Consider the following 16,280-nt stretch of genomic DNA (forward strand, 5'->3'; position numbering starts at 1 on the left):
GGGTTAGCGCACCGCAAACGGGTTCATTGTGTGTTATCTCAGCACTTATTTGACAAACTGAGACAGGTTGTCTTTATCTACACCAACGTAAGGAATACGAACCACTTTATTTTCGATCTTATATTTGGTGCCATCGGCAGCCGGTTTGCCCGCAGCCAGGTTTTTCGCCAATTCGAAAGTGGCTTTAGCCTGATTGTCGGCATCGTTCAATACTGTCCCCGCCATCGCTCCGGATTTCACCATCGCCAGTGCTTCAGGCAACGCATCCACACCGAAGACCGGAATGCTGGATTTGTTATGTGCCTTCAGCGCTTCTACCGCACCCATCGCCATTGCATCGTTGTTGGCGATAACCACTTCAATTTTGTTGGCGTTAGGGCCAGACAGCCAGGCATCCATCTTGTCTTTCGCCTGTGCGGTGTCCCACATTGCGGTATCCATTTGCAGCTGCTGAGTCTTAATGCCGTCGTCATTCAGTGTTTTCACCACGTAGGTGGTGCGTGCTTCAGCGTCCGGATGGCCTGGTTCGCCTTTCAGCAACACATACTGAATCTGACCATCTTTGTTCAGATCCCAGTTCGGATTCGCTTTCCAGTGCTTCTCAATCAATTGACCCTGGATCACGCCGGATTCTTTAGAGTCGGTTCCCACGTAATACGCTTTGTCATAGCTGTCCAGCGCTTTACGTGAAGGCTCTTTGTTGTAGAACACGATCGGGATATCGTTTGCGCGTGCTTTATCAATAACCACCGGGGCAGCTGCCGGGTCAACCAGGTTGATCGCCAGCGCTTTTACGCCTTTGGCAATCAGCACATCGATCTGGTCGTTCTGTTTGGATTGGTCGTTCTGTGAGTCATTCATCAGCAAAGTGACATCCGGAGAGGCCTTGGCGTCTTTCTCGATTGCCTTGCGAACCACCGACATAAAGTTGTCGTCGTATTTATAAATAGTGACGCCAATACGGGTATCTGCGTGTGCTGCGGCGCCAAACATCATGGCTGCGGCCGTCGCGGCCAGGGTGAAAACCTTCTTATTCATTGTGTGTCTCCGGTTTATGTAGGGTCTTGCTCAGTATTTGGCCAAGGGTCACCGGTGGTGAGTGCACGACCGGGCCTGGGAGTTTCCCTGTCATCCGTGAATCATGTTATTCCTGAAAAATAGGACGCCAGCGTGAGATAAAACAGCAGCGGCAAGTGCCTTTACGCTGGAAAACGCCTAGAGCATAGACGGCGTGATGTTAATAATCTGTGAATTTTCTCACAAATTGAAAACGGTTACACAAGATTAAATGTTCAGAGAGTGACCGTCGCCTCACTTTGCCAAGGGGCAACAGAATGGCGGCGCACCAGGGTAGGCATGAACAAATGACGGGCCTGAGTCTCCAGCTGGCCTGCTGCTCCCTGCAGGGCCAGTTCAGTCGCCAAAGTCGCCATGGTAACAATGGGATAGCGTACCGTGGTGAGTTTCGGGCTGGTATAGCGCGCGATAGGAATGTCATCGAACCCCACCAGCGAGAAATTTTGCGGTACTGTGATACCGTTTTCTTTCAACACCGCCATGGCACCGGCAGCCATGGCGTCATTGTAGGCGAACACGGCGCTCAAGTGCAGGTTACGGCTCAGCAACTCGATCATTGCAGACTCCCCGCCCTGCAAGTCCGGCGAACCATAGGCACGCCAATTGTCTGGCGTCGCGAGGCCGGCAGTGCCCATCGCCTGCGCATAGCCCTGCTGACGTAACGGACCATCTTCAATGGGGTGGTTGGAGCCCAAATAGCCGATACGCTGATGGCCCTGTGATAAAAGCAAACGCATTGCCATCTCTGCGCCGCTGATATTGTCCAGGCCGACGCAGCGATGTTCATAACCCGCAATAATTCTGTTGATCAATACCATACCCGGCACCTGATCAAGAAAGCCGATCAATTCTGCATCACACAGGGTTTTTGCATGAACAATCAATGCATTACACCGCTGCCGGAGCAGTACCTCGATAGCGTGGCGCTCTTTATCCGCCTGATGGTAACTGTTGCCAATCAACAGATATTTATGATGTTGCTGCGCGACAGTGTCTACCGCTTTCACCAATGCGCCGAAGAAGGGATCGGAGACGTCCATCACCACGACTCCGAGGGTATCGCTGCTCTGCGTCGCCAGTGCTTGCGCATTGGCATTGGGCCGATAACCCAGTTCGGCCACCGCTTTGAGCACCTGTTCACGCGTTTCTTTGCTGGTCAGGGCACTGTGGTTGAGCACGCGGGAGACGGTCGCCACGGACACGCCCGCACGCTTCGCCACGTCGCGAATGGTGGTTGGGTGAACAGAGGTCATGAAAGATCCTGAGGTCGGGGTAGTTGACAGTGGCGCTATCCTACCCCGTTTGTCCTCCTCCTCTGCGTGAATTACGTCACAGGAAAGAAAACGTTTACATACATTTTTTTAACCTACCTGCGCCAGATCTCAGTTCAGTACCTTGGCCTCCGTTTTGCCGGCAGCCAGACGAGTCAACTTGCGCCATAGCCACTCAACCGGGCCCTGAGCAAAATAATGCAACCACAAGTTTGAAAACAACAGGTTAGCCAACCAAACTGCGGGAACAAACGCCAATAATTGCAGACGGTCAAATTGCTGATACAAGCCAAAGCGGTAGAACAACGTGGTGCAAATCAGCGTTTGCAGCAGGTAATTGCTCAACGCCATACGCCCGACCTGCGTCAGCCAATGGCCGATACGTAGGCGCGACAGCGTTGGCCAGAAACCGTAGCACAAGGCCAGATACCCCATGGCCTGCAAGGGGGCGCCCAGTTCACGCGGCACCTGCAATAAAAAACCGCTCCAGCGGTAGTCCCAGTGAAGATGCCATTGCAATGCCACTGCCGGTAATTGAATTAACAATGAAAGCGGTATCAGCCAGGCCGCCTGACGACGATAGTAACCCGGAGAATAAGTCCCACGCAGCCAGCCACTGCGCATCAACCCGGCACCGAACAGCATTAGGCCCGCCAGTTCCCAGCCGTATTGCGCGCCAATCGCCAACAGGCTCGAAGAGAGCAGATCGGTGCGGCTGCGCCAGGCTTCCATTCCCCCCTGCAACTTCCAGAATTTCTCATACTGCAGCTCTGCCACGCCCGGTTGCCAAAAACCGCCCGGTTCACCGTGCGAGATAAAGCCCAGTAGCAGCAGTACCCCTACGCCGATCAGGTACAGCACCACGCCCGTTTTCAGCAGTTGATAGGTTTCTTTGGCATCGCGGATCATCCGCCAGCACACAAGGCCAATCAACCCATAGGCCAACAGAATGTCACCGTCCCAGAAGAAGATGGCATGGGCCAAGCCAAAGAGCACCAGCCAAGACAACCGTGCACGTATCCAGCCTTTGCCGCGGCGAAGCAACATCTGCAAACCGGCACCAAATAACAGTGCGAACATCGCCAGAAATTTGGCCTGAGCGAAAATATCCAACAGCGCCCAGGTCCAAGCATCGCGCGACGGCGGCAGCCCCAGGTAGGCAGGGTTAAGATAGGCCGCTTTCGGCAATCCAAAGGCGCTGATGTTCAGCAGCAGAATGCCAAGGATGGCGATACCGCGCACGCAGTCCAGCGTGGCGATGCGCGGCAGCGGTGTTATCGGAGCATTGTTCATTATTTTACCGCTGTATTCCGGTCATTAAAAAAGGCGCCCGCAGGCGCCTGTTCTTGTTCGGTGAACCCACATCACCCCTGATGATGGCGCACCGCGCGCAGGAATTCCTGGCGAGTGTTCTGACTGGACTTGAATAGCCCACCCAGCGAGGTGGTGGTGGTGGCGCTGGTCGCGTCACGGATACCGCGCGCCTTAACACAATAATGGACCGCATCGATCGATACCGCCACGTTATTGGTCCCCAGTAGGGTTTGCAAAGCCACCAGGATCTGCTGAGTCAAACGTTCTTGCACCTGCGGTCGCTGGGAGAAGAACTGCACGATACGGTTGATTTTAGACAAACCGATAACGGCATCTTTCGGGATATAGGCCACAGTCGCCTTACCGTCGATCGTCACGAAGTGGTGTTCGCACGTACTGGTCAGGGTGATATCACGCACCGTCACCATTTCATCCACCTTCATCTTGTTTTCGATGACGGTGATTTTCGGGAAGTTGGCGTAGTCCAGGCCGGAGAAAATCTCATCGACATACATTTTGGCGATGCGGTGTGGGGTTTCCGCCAGGCTGTCGTCGGACAGATCGAGATTAAGCAGCTGCATGATTTCCGTCATGTGCTCTTTAATACGACGTTTACGCGTCTCGCGATCCAGCACTTCGCCGCGTAACGGAGTTTCCAGACCGCGCTCTTCGAGCGCTGCATGAACCAATGCAGCTTCTTTACTTAATGATGTCATTTCTTCTCTCCAACGGACTTGAACTCGCTCATCCGGCTGTTTTACCGAGCAGATGAGTGAATTGCATACTCTCCTGACGACAGAAGTTTCCGCAGTTAATAACGTGAACCCAGTCAAGATTTTGCCCCCACTCTAGATGAGAGTGAGGGGATTATCCAGTGATTGTGTTTCATCCGCAGGTGAAATATTCGCATTTAGCACAATCAGGCCAGCTGCGGCTATTCCACGTTTTTTGTACGGAATTTAATCATTGCGGCATCGGTTTTCGCGCCAGCTCGCGTGCCGGCGTATTGACCACCAGCAGACCGGCCACGATCAACGCCACGACGGCAATGTATAATGCAGGCTCCAACCTATGGGTCAGTGCGGTTGATAAGGCCGACAGCGTAGGGCCGACTAACTGACCAATCGCGTAACCGGTGGTCAATAAACCCGCCATATATCGTGCATGGTTGGGCGCCAACTCGCGGCCGTGCTGGATAGATAACTGCACCACACTGAGGAAACCACCGCCGGTCAGCAGCGCCCCCAACGCCAGCCCGGCAACCCCCGGCACAATTTCCGCACTTAAAACCCCTAACGCCTGTACCCACAGGGTGATAGCCAAACGCGTCTGGGTCGTCAGCCGGTGTCGAGTCAGAATGCCGAGAATAATCCCCAATACTGCCGCCCCACCGAAGATCGGCCAGACAAATTGCGCAAAGACACTGCCAGGAAAACGTGCGGCCGCCATCTGCGACAGGAAGGTGGCCGGCAGAATATAACCAAAGCCTGCCAAACTGTAGCTCCATACCAGGCGCTTAAGCGCCGGGGTGAGCAGCAGCGGCTCTGGGGCAACATTTGGCCGGTGTAACTCGCCGGCCTTCGGCAGGTTAATGCTGATTGCGCCGATCAGCACCAGCGCCAACGTACCGTACACCATCCAGGCTTGTGACGCTGTCAGCGCCATACTATGAATGCCGACCGCCAACATGCCGCTGATAAAAATCCCGGCCCCTGGGCCAGCAAACACCGCGGCACTGAGTGCCGGCCGGCCATAGTGTGCCAACCGCTCGTTGGTCCAGGCCGCGACCAATACCATCGACCAGCCGCTGGCCCAACCGATGAAAAAGCGCACGGCACCATGCCACCACTCGCCCTGAACCCAGGCGGAAAGCAGCGTCAAGAGCACGGCTCCCCACACGCCCAGCCACAGTCGACGCTCGACATGCCGGCTGGCACGCATAGCGTCGTAAGCACCGCACAGGTACCCCAAATAATTGATGGCTGCCACCAATCCAGCCCCGGTCAGGGTGAACTGGTGTTCGGCAATCATCAGCGGCACCTGCGGGGTGAAGGCAAAACGGCCAATCCCCATGGCGACGATCAACGCAATAAAACCGCTCAGGGCAATTCTTATGGCCATGTAGTGTTATCCAAACTGTTAAAAGAAAGTTGCCAGTATCATGCCGTAGCATTACACTTACAAAAACTGAATAATACTCATCAAGTTCATCACGAAAAGAGAATTCCATGGATCTGACCCAGCTCCGAATGTTCTGCAGCGTTGCCGAAACGGGCTCTGTCGCCCGTGCCGCCGAGCAATTGCACCGCGTGCCGTCGAACCTGACCACTCGCCTGCGCCAGCTCGAAGTGGAACTGGGTACCGATCTATTTATCCGCGAAAAACAGCGCCTGCGGCTTTCACCGATGGGCCATAATTTTCTCTGTTACGCCCATCGCATCCTGGCATTGAGCGAAGAGGCCATGAGCATCACTCATGCCGGTGAGCCCGCAGGCAACTTCGCCATTGGGTCAATGGAAAGCACTGCCGCCACCCGTTTGCCCACATTGCTGGCGGCGTATCACCAGCGCTTCTCGCAGGTTTCGCTGTCGCTGAGCACCGGCACTTCCGGCGAAATCACGGAACGTGTGCGTGCCGGCACACTGGCGGTCGCCTTGGTCGACGGGCCGGTCCAGTACGATGAACTCAACGGTTGCATCGCCTTCCCCGAACATATGGTGGTGATCTCCTGTCTCGACCACCTGCCGATCCATAACGCCAAAGACGCCAAGGGTGAAACCTTGTTCGCCTTCCGCGCCAGTTGCTCTTACCGACTGCGGCTGGAATCCTGGTTCAAGCGTGAAGGTGTGCTTCCAGGCCAAGTGATGGAAATACAGTCCTACCACGCGATGTTGGCCTGCGTTGCCAGCGGTGCGGGGTTGGCGATGATCCCGCATTCTGTCCTCAGCCTGCTACCGGGTCATGAACGAGTAAAAGTGCATACCCTGCCGGATGATATCGCCCAAACCGCCACCTGGCTGTTGTGGCGACGCGACGCCTTTGGGCCAAACGTACGCGCCCTGAAAGAATTAATCATTGAACAGGCAGAAACCGCCACGGTTGAAAATACTGCCTACGACTTACCAAATGCTATCGATATAGCCTGATTTAAAAAATAGACCACTGGAGACTATGATGGAAATGATCAAAACCCGTGCCGCCGTTGCCTGGGGCCCGAACCAGCCACTGAAGATTGAAGAAGTCGATCTGATGCCACCACAAAAAGGCGAAGTGCTGGTGCGGATCGTCGCCACCGGCGTCTGCCACACGGATGCCTACACCCTGTCTGGTGCAGATCCAGAAGGCGTATTCCCGGCGATCCTCGGGCATGAAGGCGGTGGCGTGGTTGAGGCTATCGGTGAAGGCGTCACCAGCGTCGCAGTCGGCGATCATGTGATCCCGCTATACACCCCAGAATGCGGCGAGTGCAAATTCTGTAAATCCGGCAAAACCAACCTGTGCCAGGCGATCCGTGCCACCCAGGGCAAAGGTCTGATGCCGGACGGCACCACCCGCTTCTTCAAAGACGGCAAGCCCATCTTCCACTACATGGGCACTTCAACCTTCTCCGAATACACCGTGGTACCGGAAATTTCACTGGCAAAAATCAGTAAAGAAGCCCCGCTGGAAGAAGTCTGCCTGCTGGGTTGCGGCGTCACCACCGGCATGGGTGCGGTGATCAACACGGCCAAGGTGCAAAAAGGCGATACCGTCGCTATCTTCGGCCTCGGGGGCATTGGTTTGTCGGCCATCATCGGTGCACAGATGGCCGGTGCAGGCCGCATCATCGGCATTGATATCAACACCAGCAAATTCGATTTGGCACGCAAACTGGGCGCGACCGATCTGATCAACCCGAAAGATTACGATAAGCCGATTCAGGATGTGATCGTCGAACTGACCGACGGCGGCGTTGATTTCTCCTTCGAGTGTATCGGTAACGTCAACGTGATGCGCTCGGCGCTGGAATGTTGTCATAAAGGCTGGGGTGAATCCGTCATTATCGGTGTAGCCGGTGCCGGTCAAGAGATCTCTACCCGTCCGTTCCAACTGGTGACCGGCCGTGTGTGGCGTGGCTCCGCCTTTGGTGGCGTGAAAGGCCGTTCGCAACTGCCAAGTATTGTCCAACGCTACATGGACGGCGAGTTCGCTCTGAACGACTTTATTACGCATACCATGGGACTCGAACAGATTAACGAGGCGTTCGATTTGATGCACGAAGGCAAATCTATCCGTTCCGTTATTCACTTCGATAAAAAATAAGCCAGGAGGCAGAGATGACTTTGTCATTAGAACTTCTCGAAGAGCACCGTATGTTCGGCGGCTGGCAACAGCGCTACCGCCATGCGGCGCAGAGCCTGAATTGCAACATGACTTTCAGCATCTATCTGCCACCACCGCGCGACGATAACCCGCCGCCGGTGCTGTACTGGCTGTCGGGGCTGACCTGCAATGATGAAAACTTCACGTTGAAGGCCGGCGCACAGCGCATCGCTGCTGAACTGGGACTGATACTGGTTATGGCTGATACCAGCCCACGCGGCGAGGATGTCCCCAATGATGAAGGGTACGATCTGGGCCAGGGTGCCGGTTTCTATTTGAATGCCACCCAGGCTCCCTGGGACAAACACTTCCGGATGTACGACTACATCAGCGATGAGTTGCCGGCGTTAATCAATCAGCATTTCAGCGTAAGCGACCGTCAGTCGATTTTCGGTCACTCTATGGGCGGTCACGGTGCATTGATGATGGCATTCCGCAATCCTCAGCGTTTCCGTTCTGTCTCGGCGTTCGCGCCGATCGTGAACCCCTGCCAGGTACCCTGGGGGCGTAAAGCCTTCAGCACCTATTTGGGGGATGACGAAAGTCAGTGGCTGCAATATGACAGTTGTCATCTGCTGGCCAATGGTGCGGAAAAAATGCCGGTGTTGGTGGATCAGGGGGATGACGATCAATTCCTGGCCGATCAACTGCAACCTGCCAAGCTGGCCGAACTGGCACGCCAACGCGACTGGCCGCTGACCTTGCGCATCCAGCCGGGTTACGATCACAGCTATTTTACCATCGCCAGTTTTATTGAAGACCATCTGCGTTTCCACGCCGAGCATCTGTTCCGATAAATAAAGCCAAATAAAGGGGTTTGGCGGCGTATGACTGCCAAATCCCTTACTCAGAACGCGAAGAAACTGTCTCTATACCTTTGTATCAAGGGTAAAAGGCTTGCGCCAGATTGCACACTTTCCAGATGGCGAAATAAGCCAGCACACCGCATTTCGGCTCCGGTAATAGAATATTCAACGGGGGCTGACGACAGGATTTAATCAGAAACCATCAATCAGAAAATCAATGGCGGCCTTAATTTGATTTCTCTGTTCACTCGCATTACCAGCAACATCCCCAATCTGCGTCCGCCGCACGCTGGCCATTTCATGCGTCATAGCCAAATAACGCGCCCCATTAACCTCAATTTCCGGACACAAACGCGGAGGAATTTTCGTTCTGATTTTGTCCAGAGGGTAGAGAGGAATCACTAATCTTGTCGAAAGGACATCAAGAAGATCGCTTTGAACATCCAGTAGATAGGGTAAGCGGAGGCAGGATGCGTATTATGATAAACCGTGAACTGCATAGTCAGAACACCTTATATTCATCAGAAAGCAAACCATTCTCTTCAGAAATACGGTTGAGCTCTTCCAGTGAATGTCGATTTTCCTCACGCCATTGTTGAATTTCAATATCGCGTACCCGAGCATTTAAAGCATCAGCCAATACTGAGGATACATTGACGCCGAGAGCCTTTGCCTTCTGGAAAAGTTCGCGATCAACAGTCACGTTTACCGTTTTTTTTGTCGAGCTATTATTGACTGCAGACATACTTTCACCCCTGCTTGACGCATGGATTAAATAATCATCAATTATACTCATGAAGCAGGGGTATACCAATCAAACTATACCGCACTCCGCCCCTGCCTCACAGAAAATCATCCCTTCAATTTCGGATCCAAGGCATCTCGCAGCCCATCCCCCAACAGGTTAAACGCCAATACGGTAATGAATATCGCCAGGCTGGGGAAAATCGCCACGTGTGGTGCAATCACCATATCCGCTCGTGCTTCATTAAGCATCGCCCCCCATTCCGGCGTGGGGGGTTGCGCGCCCAAACCGAGGAATGACAGGCTGGCGGCGGTAATGATGGATGTGCCGATACGCATAGTAAAATAGACCACGATCGACGAAATCGTCCCAGGGAATATATGCCGCATGATAATGGTCCAGTCCGACGCCCCCAGGCTGCGTGCCGACTCGATATAGGTCAGGTGCTTCAACACCAGCGTGTTGCCTCGTACCAGCCGGGCAAATGCCGGGATGCTGAAAATGGCCACCGCAATGATCACATTGGCCATGCCGCTGCCCATTATCGCCACCACACCGATTGCCAGCAAAATGCCGGGGAAGGCAAACAGCACGTCGCAAATACGCATGGTGATGCGATCCCACCAGCCTTCGTAGTAACCCGCCAACAGGCCCAGCAACGTCCCAATCACGCCGCCGACCAGCACCGAAAACACCCCGGCAGCCAGTGAGATACGCGCCCCCATCAGAATGCGGCTAAAAATATCCCGCCCCAGTGAATCCACCCCCAGCCAATGCATTAACGAAGGGCCTTCGTTCAGTCGGTCATAATCAAAGTAGTTTTCTGCATCAAAGGGCACCAGATAGGGCGCCAGCAATGCGGCTACCGCCAACACCACCACCAGCGCCCCGGCCAACAGCGCCACGCGTTGTTGGCGGAAACGCCGCCAGAACTCATGCCATGGCGTACGCACTGCGTGAGAATCCATCGTCGGTAGCGCTTTCAGTACGGCATTACGTCGCCAATGCTTAATCATCCCGCGTCCTCATTTGTAGCGTATCGCCGGGTTAATTGCCGCATACAGCAGGTCCACCAACAAGTTAATCAAAATAAACTCCAACGAAAACAGCAAGACTTCAGCCTGGATCACCGGATAATCACGCATCTCCACCGAGTCGACCAACAGCCTGCCCAGCCCCGGCCAGTTGAACACTTTCTCCACGACGATCGAACCGCCGAGCAAAAAGCCAAACTGTAACCCCATCATGGTGACCACCGGGATCATCGCATTGCGCATCCCATGTTTCACCACCACCATCGTTTCCCGTACCCCCTTGGCCCGCGCAGTGCGCATATAGTCCTCTTGCAGCACTTCCACGAATGAAGCACGGGTAAAACGCGCCATCACCGCCGCTACCGCCGCCCCCAGCGTGATGGAGGGCAGGATATAGTGCCGCCAGCTGTCGGCGCCCACCGTCGGCAGCCAACCCAGGTTGACGGAAAACACCTGCATCAGCAGCATACCAAGTGCAAACGCGGGGAATGAGATCCCAGAAACGGCCAGCGTCATACCAAGGCGATCGGGCCACTTATTGCGCCATACAGCAGACACCATGCCGATCCCCATACCGAAGATCGTCGCCCACAGCATGCTGGTCAGGGTCAGCCACAACGTCGGCAGGAAACGCGAGCCGATTTCTTCGCTCACTGGGCGTTTGGATACCATCGAGGTGCCAAAATCCCCCTGCAGCGCATTGACAAAAAAGTGCACAAACTGCTGCGGTAGCGGCTTGTCCAACCCCAAGTCCTTACGGACCAGTTGCACCACCGCCTCGTCGGCTTCCGGGCCTGCCGCCAGCCGGGCCGGATCACCAGGTAACATATGGACGAACAGAAACACCAGCACCGCGACGATCAATAACGTCGGGATTAGGCCTAACAGTCGTTTCAGAAAATAATTAAGCATCTCGCGCGAGTCCCCTCACCCCGCCCTCGAAGAGAGCGGGGATGGGTGCCTTATTTAAGGTCGGCATTGTCAAAGTTGAACGAGGTATCCGGCATCACATAGAAACCACTCAACTGCTTGTTATTGGCGGACAACAGGCGTTCTGTCGCCAGGAAGATCCAGGGGGCGTCAGCCCAAATGCGATCCTGCGCATCCTTGTACAGTTTTTGCTTTTCGGCACGATCGGTCGTCGCCAGAGCACTGGTCAGATCCTGATCCACCTGCGGATTGCTGTAAAACGCCGTGTTGAACTGCTTCGGCGGTGCGGCCTGGGTAGAGAACAACGGTGACAGTGCCCAATCTGCCTCACCGGTTGACGCAGACCAGCCGGTATAGAACATCCGTATCCCGGTGTCCTTCACACCAACGCTTTCCACCTGCGCCGCACGCTGGCCGGCATCCATGGCAGTGACCGTCACTTTCACCCCAACCTGCGCCAACTGCTGCTGGGCAAATTGCAGTACTTTTTGCGCAGTACTGTGGTTATGAGAGGACCACAGCGTGGTCGTGAAACCGTTAGGATAGCCAGCCTCTTTCAGCAGTTCGCGGGCCTTGGCCGGATCGTACGGCCACGGCTTATAACGGGTAGCAAAATCGATGGCCGGTGGCACCGGCCCTTCTGCCGGTACCGCATAGCCGGAGAACGCCACCTTGATCAACGCATCTTTGTTGATGGCGTAGTTTAGCGCCTGACGGACCTTCAGGTTGTCAAAGGGCTTTTGGGTCACGTTCAGGCTGATATAACGCTGCAGAATCGAGGGAGCGGCCACCAGATCAAGCTTGGCATTGCCTTCCAACACCTTGGCTTGCTCATAAGGGATCGGGAAGGCAAAGGTCGCCTCGCCGGTTTGCAACATCGCCGCTCGGGTATTGTTGTCCACTATCGGTCGCCAGGTGATGCTGTCGAGCTTAGGTAGCCCCGGTTTCCAATACCCATCAAACTTTTTCACCTTGACGAAGTCGGTTTGGTTCCAGGTCACGAATTGATACGGGCCGGTGCCGACAGGATGGAAACCGATCTCTTTACCGTACTGCTTCAGCGCCGCCGGGGATATGATCACCGCTGCCGGGTGTGCCAGGTTGTTGATAAACGCCGAGAACGGCGCCTTCAGCACAATCTTCACCGTGGTGGCGTCCACCACCTCGGTTTTGTCGATCATCTTGAACAGGTTGTAGCGTTTGAGGTGGTTGTCCGGGTTGCTGGCGCGATCCAGGTTAACCTTCACCGCCTCGGCATTAAACTCGGTACCGTCGTGGAATTTCACCCCCGGGTGCAGCTTGACGGTGTAGGTCAAACCATCTGGGCTCACCTCGTAGCTATCAGCCAATACGTTCACCAGTTTCATATCCTTATCAAAACCAAACAGGCCCTGATAGAAGGATTTGGCCACCGCCTGTGACAACGTGTCATTGGCATCATAGGGATCAAGCGTGGTGAAGTTGGACGCGACGGCGATCACCGCATCCTTTGCTGCCCAAGCTGGGCCAGCGCCCACCGCCGCCAGCAGCACGACGGCCGCTAATGCCTTACGTTTGAATGTGTGCTTCATGGTGCTTGCTTCTCCTGAGGTCACTAAAAGGCACCGGCGATCGGGTGACGGGCAACAAAGTGCCCGGGGCCAACCTGCACCAGCGGTGCGGTAACGGGTTCATCGCCCAATGCGCGGATCGGGCTGGGGATTTCATCTACCAGCAGAGGCTGGCGTTTGTGATCATGGGTCGGATCGGCCACCGGCACGGCCGCCATCAGCTTGCGCGTATAGGCATGCTGGGGGTTATCAAACACCGCACGACGTGGGCCGATCTCAACGATCTGCCCGAGGAACATCACGGCGACGCGGTGGCTAATACGCTCCACCACAGCCATATCATGGGAGATAAATAAAAAGGCGATGCCAAACTCACGCTGTAAATCGAGCAGCAGGTTGACGATCTGCGCCTGAATCGACACATCGAGAGCCGACACCGACTCGTCGGCGATCACGACTTTAGGATTGAGTGCCAACGCACGTGCAATGCAGATGCGCTGCCGCTGCCCGCCGGAGAATTCATGTGGGTAGCGCCGAGCGTGTTCCGGTTTCAATCCGACACGCTCCAGCAGCCAGGCGACCCTCTCTTGCGCCGCCTTGCCGCGCATCACGTTATGTATCAGCAAGGGTTCCATAATCGAGAAACCGACGGTCAAACGTGGGTCAAGTGAGGCGTAGGGGTCCTGGAAAATAAACTGAATGTCTCGCCGCACATGCTGTAATGCCGACCCTTTCAATTGATTAATCTGACGACCATCAAAAGTAATGGTACCGCGCTGGCTGTCCACCAGCTTCAGCAACGAACGGCCGGTGGTCGATTTTCCGCAACCTGACTCCCCCACCAAACCCAGCGTTTCTCCGGGGTAAAGATCAAAGCTGACATTTTCCACCGCATGTACCTGACGGGTGACACGGTTCAGAATGCCGCTGCGCAGATCAAAGCGAGTAACCAGGTTTTCTACCCGTAGGATCGGCGAGGCGCCTGACGGCACGGTGTCCTGCGGCCCGCCATTGTCCGTACCGTCCGGCAAGGGAAACTTGGCCGGAAAGTCTTGCATCGCCATCGAACCGAGCTTCGGTACCGCGGCCAGCAATGCCTGGGTATACGGCTGTTGCGGGGCGGTGAACACGTCTCTCACTGTGCCTTGTTCGACGCTCTCCCCCTGGCGCATCACCAGTACCCGGTCGGCAATCTCCGCCACTACGCCCATGTCGTGAGTAATGAAAATCACCCCCATCTGCATTTCCTGCTGAAGCACACGGATAAGCTGCAGGATCTGCGCCTGAATGGTCACGTCCAGCGCGGTAGTCGGTTCGTCAGCGATCAATAAAGCAGGTTTGCAAGAGAGCGCCATGGCGATCATCACCCGCTGACGCATACCGCCGGAAAGCTGATGCGGATAGCGCTTGAGCACGTCTTTGGCTTCAGGGATCCGTACCAGGTCGAGCATCTGTAAAGCGGCTTGTTTCGCCGTGCGGTGATCCATTGCCTGGTGCAGGCGTAAGGATTCGGCGATCTGCTCACCAACCGGGAAGACCGGATTCAGCGAGGTCATGGGTTCCTGAAAAATCATCGCCATATCGGCACCGCGGACCCTGCGCAGCATGCCCTGAGGCGCCTGGGCCAGATCCAGCACGTCACCGCTACGCCGCCGAAACGGCATGGCACCACTGACGATTTCCCCGCCCCCCTGCTCGACTAAACGCATCAATGCCAGCGAAGTGACGGACTTTCCTGAACCGGACTCGCCCACGATCGCCAGCGTTTCACCGCGATCGACATCAAATGACAGGTTACGCACCGCGTTGACGGTTTCGCTCTGTTGATGAAATTGAATACTCAGATCACGCACCGACAGTACGCGCTGCGGTGGCAGCACTAACCCACTGTCGGCCGCGGGTGGCATTAAGGTCTCAGTCATGCACCCTCCTGGCGATCAATTAGCGATAAATCCCTACCGACGGCGCATCGCCGACATAACCAAAACCGCGGTACATACCTTCACTATTAAAAGGCAGCGCCACGTTACCCTGGCTGTCGATGGCGATCATGCCGCCGCTGCCACCCATCGCCAGCAGCTTTTCCATTACCACCCGGTCGCTGGCCTGCTGCAAGCTGAGACCGGCATACTCCATCAAGGCGGAAACGTCATAGGCCGACACGCCGCGCATGAATATCTCACCCGTGCCGGTGCTGGACACCGCCACGGTGGCGTTATTGGCATAGCAACCGGCGCCGATAATGGGCGTATCACCGACCCGACCCGCTTGTTTGTTCGTCATTCCGCCGGTCGAGGTCGCTGCCGCCAGGTTGCCCATGACGTCCAGCGCCACCGCACCCACGGTGCCGAATTTACGATCGGGATCAATCGGCTCACCGGTCTGTGCGGCACCGTCATGATCGAGCAACACGCGCCCCTGCTCCGCCTGAGCACGGTGCAATTGGTCAAAACGCTGTTGGGTAAAGAAGAAGTCGGGGGAGACCATTTCCAGGCCATGGGCGGCGGCGAATTTCTCAGCGCCCTCAGCGGCGAACAAGACGTGTTGGCTGCTTTCCAGTACCGCGCGCGCAGCCAGCACCGGATTGCGTATCCGGCTCACGCACGCCACGGCGCCAGCATCACAGGTTCGGCCATCCATCACACAAGCATCCAATTCATGCGTGCCCTGATGGGTAAACACGGAACCTTTGCCTGCGTTAAACAACGGGCACTCTTCCAGTAACCTTACGGCTTCGGTAACCGCATCCAATGCGCTGCCGCCTCTGGCAAGAATCGCCTGACCCGCGCCAACAATGCTGGATAACGCCAAAATATACTCTTGTTCCTTTTCAACACTCAGCGCCGCACGGGTAATTGCACCCGCACCGCCATGAATAGCAATCACTGGTTTGCTCATTTGCCTGACACCCTGTGTTAATCCCGCACCGTTTCCGGGCTGATAATTATTTATTTTATCTTTTCCCGACTATATTTAGCCCGGCATTCTATGTAAAGCATTAAGTCATGACTCAGCCTTTAGCGTAGCCCGCTTAGATTATTTCGCACATTGAAATAGCTTAATGGAATAAAAACAGTGGGTTATAACGCACTCAAAACGTCATAAATAACGGCTGGGATTTTTGGTAAAAACACCTGACGGAAGGAGAACTATTATCTAAAGAAATAACCGATATCTCTGAACATTTCGAA

General features: G+C 55.2%; 15 protein-coding genes. 3 read left to right on the forward strand and 12 right to left on the reverse strand.

What is annotated here, in order from left to right:
* Nucleotides 1–45 precede the first annotated feature (45 nt).
* From mglB to AC2FC2_RS01180, 5 genes are all read right to left on the reverse strand, one after another.
* Nucleotides 46–1,038 (reverse strand): galactose/glucose ABC transporter substrate-binding protein MglB, encoded by a 993-nt coding sequence (gene mglB / locus AC2FC2_RS01160; RefSeq protein WP_037420206.1) that lies wholly within the window; start codon nucleotides 1,036–1,038, stop codon nucleotides 46–48.
* A gap of 254 nt (nucleotides 1,039–1,292) precedes the next feature.
* On the reverse strand, nucleotides 1,293–2,330 hold the full coding sequence (galS, locus tag AC2FC2_RS01165; RefSeq protein WP_209632434.1) for an HTH-type transcriptional regulator GalS: 1,038 nt from the start codon (nucleotides 2,328–2,330) through the stop codon (nucleotides 1,293–1,295).
* Nucleotides 2,331–2,459: 129 nt separating this feature from the next.
* A complete protein-coding gene (gene yeiB, locus AC2FC2_RS01170) occupies nucleotides 2,460–3,641 on the reverse strand; it encodes a DUF418 domain-containing protein YeiB (protein WP_322740299.1) in 1,182 nt (393 codons plus the stop codon).
* Nucleotides 3,642–3,712: 71 nt separating this feature from the next.
* Complete coding sequence (gene folE, locus AC2FC2_RS01175; RefSeq protein ID WP_004942347.1) at nucleotides 3,713–4,378, reverse strand: GTP cyclohydrolase I FolE; 666 nt, start codon at nucleotides 4,376–4,378, stop codon at nucleotides 3,713–3,715.
* Nucleotides 4,379–4,625: 247 nt separating this feature from the next.
* Nucleotides 4,626–5,783, reverse strand: coding sequence for a YbfB/YjiJ family MFS transporter (locus AC2FC2_RS01180; RefSeq protein ID WP_265557142.1), 1,158 nt, complete (start codon nucleotides 5,781–5,783; stop codon nucleotides 4,626–4,628).
* 107 nt (nucleotides 5,784–5,890) lie between these two features.
* On the opposite strand from AC2FC2_RS01180, the gene ptrR reads away from it, so the two are divergent.
* The 3 genes from ptrR to fghA are packed head-to-tail and all read left to right on the forward strand — an operon-like array spanning nucleotide 5,891 to nucleotide 8,821.
* Nucleotides 5,891–6,808, forward strand: coding sequence for a putrescine utilization regulator PtrR (gene ptrR, locus AC2FC2_RS01185; RefSeq protein WP_490658584.1), 918 nt, complete (start codon nucleotides 5,891–5,893; stop codon nucleotides 6,806–6,808).
* A gap of 28 nt (nucleotides 6,809–6,836) precedes the next feature.
* The gene (locus AC2FC2_RS01190) at nucleotides 6,837–7,964 is read left to right on the forward strand and encodes an S-(hydroxymethyl)glutathione dehydrogenase/class III alcohol dehydrogenase (protein ID WP_490658585.1); all 1,128 of its coding nucleotides are present in this window, start codon (nucleotides 6,837–6,839) and stop codon (nucleotides 7,962–7,964) included.
* A gap of 14 nt (nucleotides 7,965–7,978) precedes the next feature.
* Complete coding sequence (gene fghA, locus AC2FC2_RS01195) at nucleotides 7,979–8,821, forward strand: S-formylglutathione hydrolase (protein ID WP_209632431.1); 843 nt, start codon at nucleotides 7,979–7,981, stop codon at nucleotides 8,819–8,821.
* A 201-nt stretch (nucleotides 8,822–9,022) separates the two neighbouring features.
* Here fghA and AC2FC2_RS01200 read toward each other — a convergent pair whose 3' ends face one another.
* The 7 genes from AC2FC2_RS01200 to AC2FC2_RS01230 form a co-directional block, all read right to left on the reverse strand.
* Nucleotides 9,023–9,232: a CcdB family protein gene (locus AC2FC2_RS01200; protein WP_314586822.1), complete on the reverse strand. Its 210-nt coding sequence runs from the start codon at nucleotides 9,230–9,232 to the stop codon at nucleotides 9,023–9,025.
* 100 nt (nucleotides 9,233–9,332) lie between these two features.
* Nucleotides 9,333–9,575 carry a type II toxin-antitoxin system CcdA family antitoxin gene (locus AC2FC2_RS01205; protein WP_490658586.1) on the reverse strand — a complete coding sequence of 81 codons (243 nt, stop codon included), beginning with the start codon at nucleotides 9,573–9,575 and terminating at the stop codon, nucleotides 9,333–9,335.
* Between the two features lie 107 nt (nucleotides 9,576–9,682).
* A complete protein-coding gene (gene gsiD, locus AC2FC2_RS01210; RefSeq protein WP_209632429.1) occupies nucleotides 9,683–10,591 on the reverse strand; it encodes a glutathione ABC transporter permease GsiD in 909 nt (302 codons plus the stop codon).
* 9 nt (nucleotides 10,592–10,600) lie between these two features.
* Nucleotides 10,601–11,521, reverse strand: coding sequence for a glutathione ABC transporter permease GsiC (gsiC, locus tag AC2FC2_RS01215; protein ID WP_209632428.1), 921 nt, complete (start codon nucleotides 11,519–11,521; stop codon nucleotides 10,601–10,603).
* A gap of 50 nt (nucleotides 11,522–11,571) precedes the next feature.
* Nucleotides 11,572–13,110, reverse strand: a complete 1,539-nt coding sequence (gene gsiB / locus AC2FC2_RS01220; RefSeq protein ID WP_490658587.1) for a glutathione ABC transporter substrate-binding protein GsiB — start codon at nucleotides 13,108–13,110, stop codon at nucleotides 11,572–11,574.
* Between the two features lie 23 nt (nucleotides 13,111–13,133).
* Entirely contained in the window at nucleotides 13,134–15,011 is a 1,878-nt protein-coding gene (locus tag AC2FC2_RS01225) for a dipeptide ABC transporter ATP-binding protein (protein ID WP_404760016.1), read from the reverse strand.
* 19 nt (nucleotides 15,012–15,030) lie between these two features.
* A complete protein-coding gene (locus AC2FC2_RS01230; RefSeq protein WP_490658588.1) occupies nucleotides 15,031–15,987 on the reverse strand; it encodes an isoaspartyl peptidase/L-asparaginase family protein in 957 nt (318 codons plus the stop codon).
* Between the last annotated feature and the right edge of the window lie 293 nt (nucleotides 15,988–16,280).

This window comes from Serratia sp. CoH_122_TC_1 (assembly GCF_058191755.1).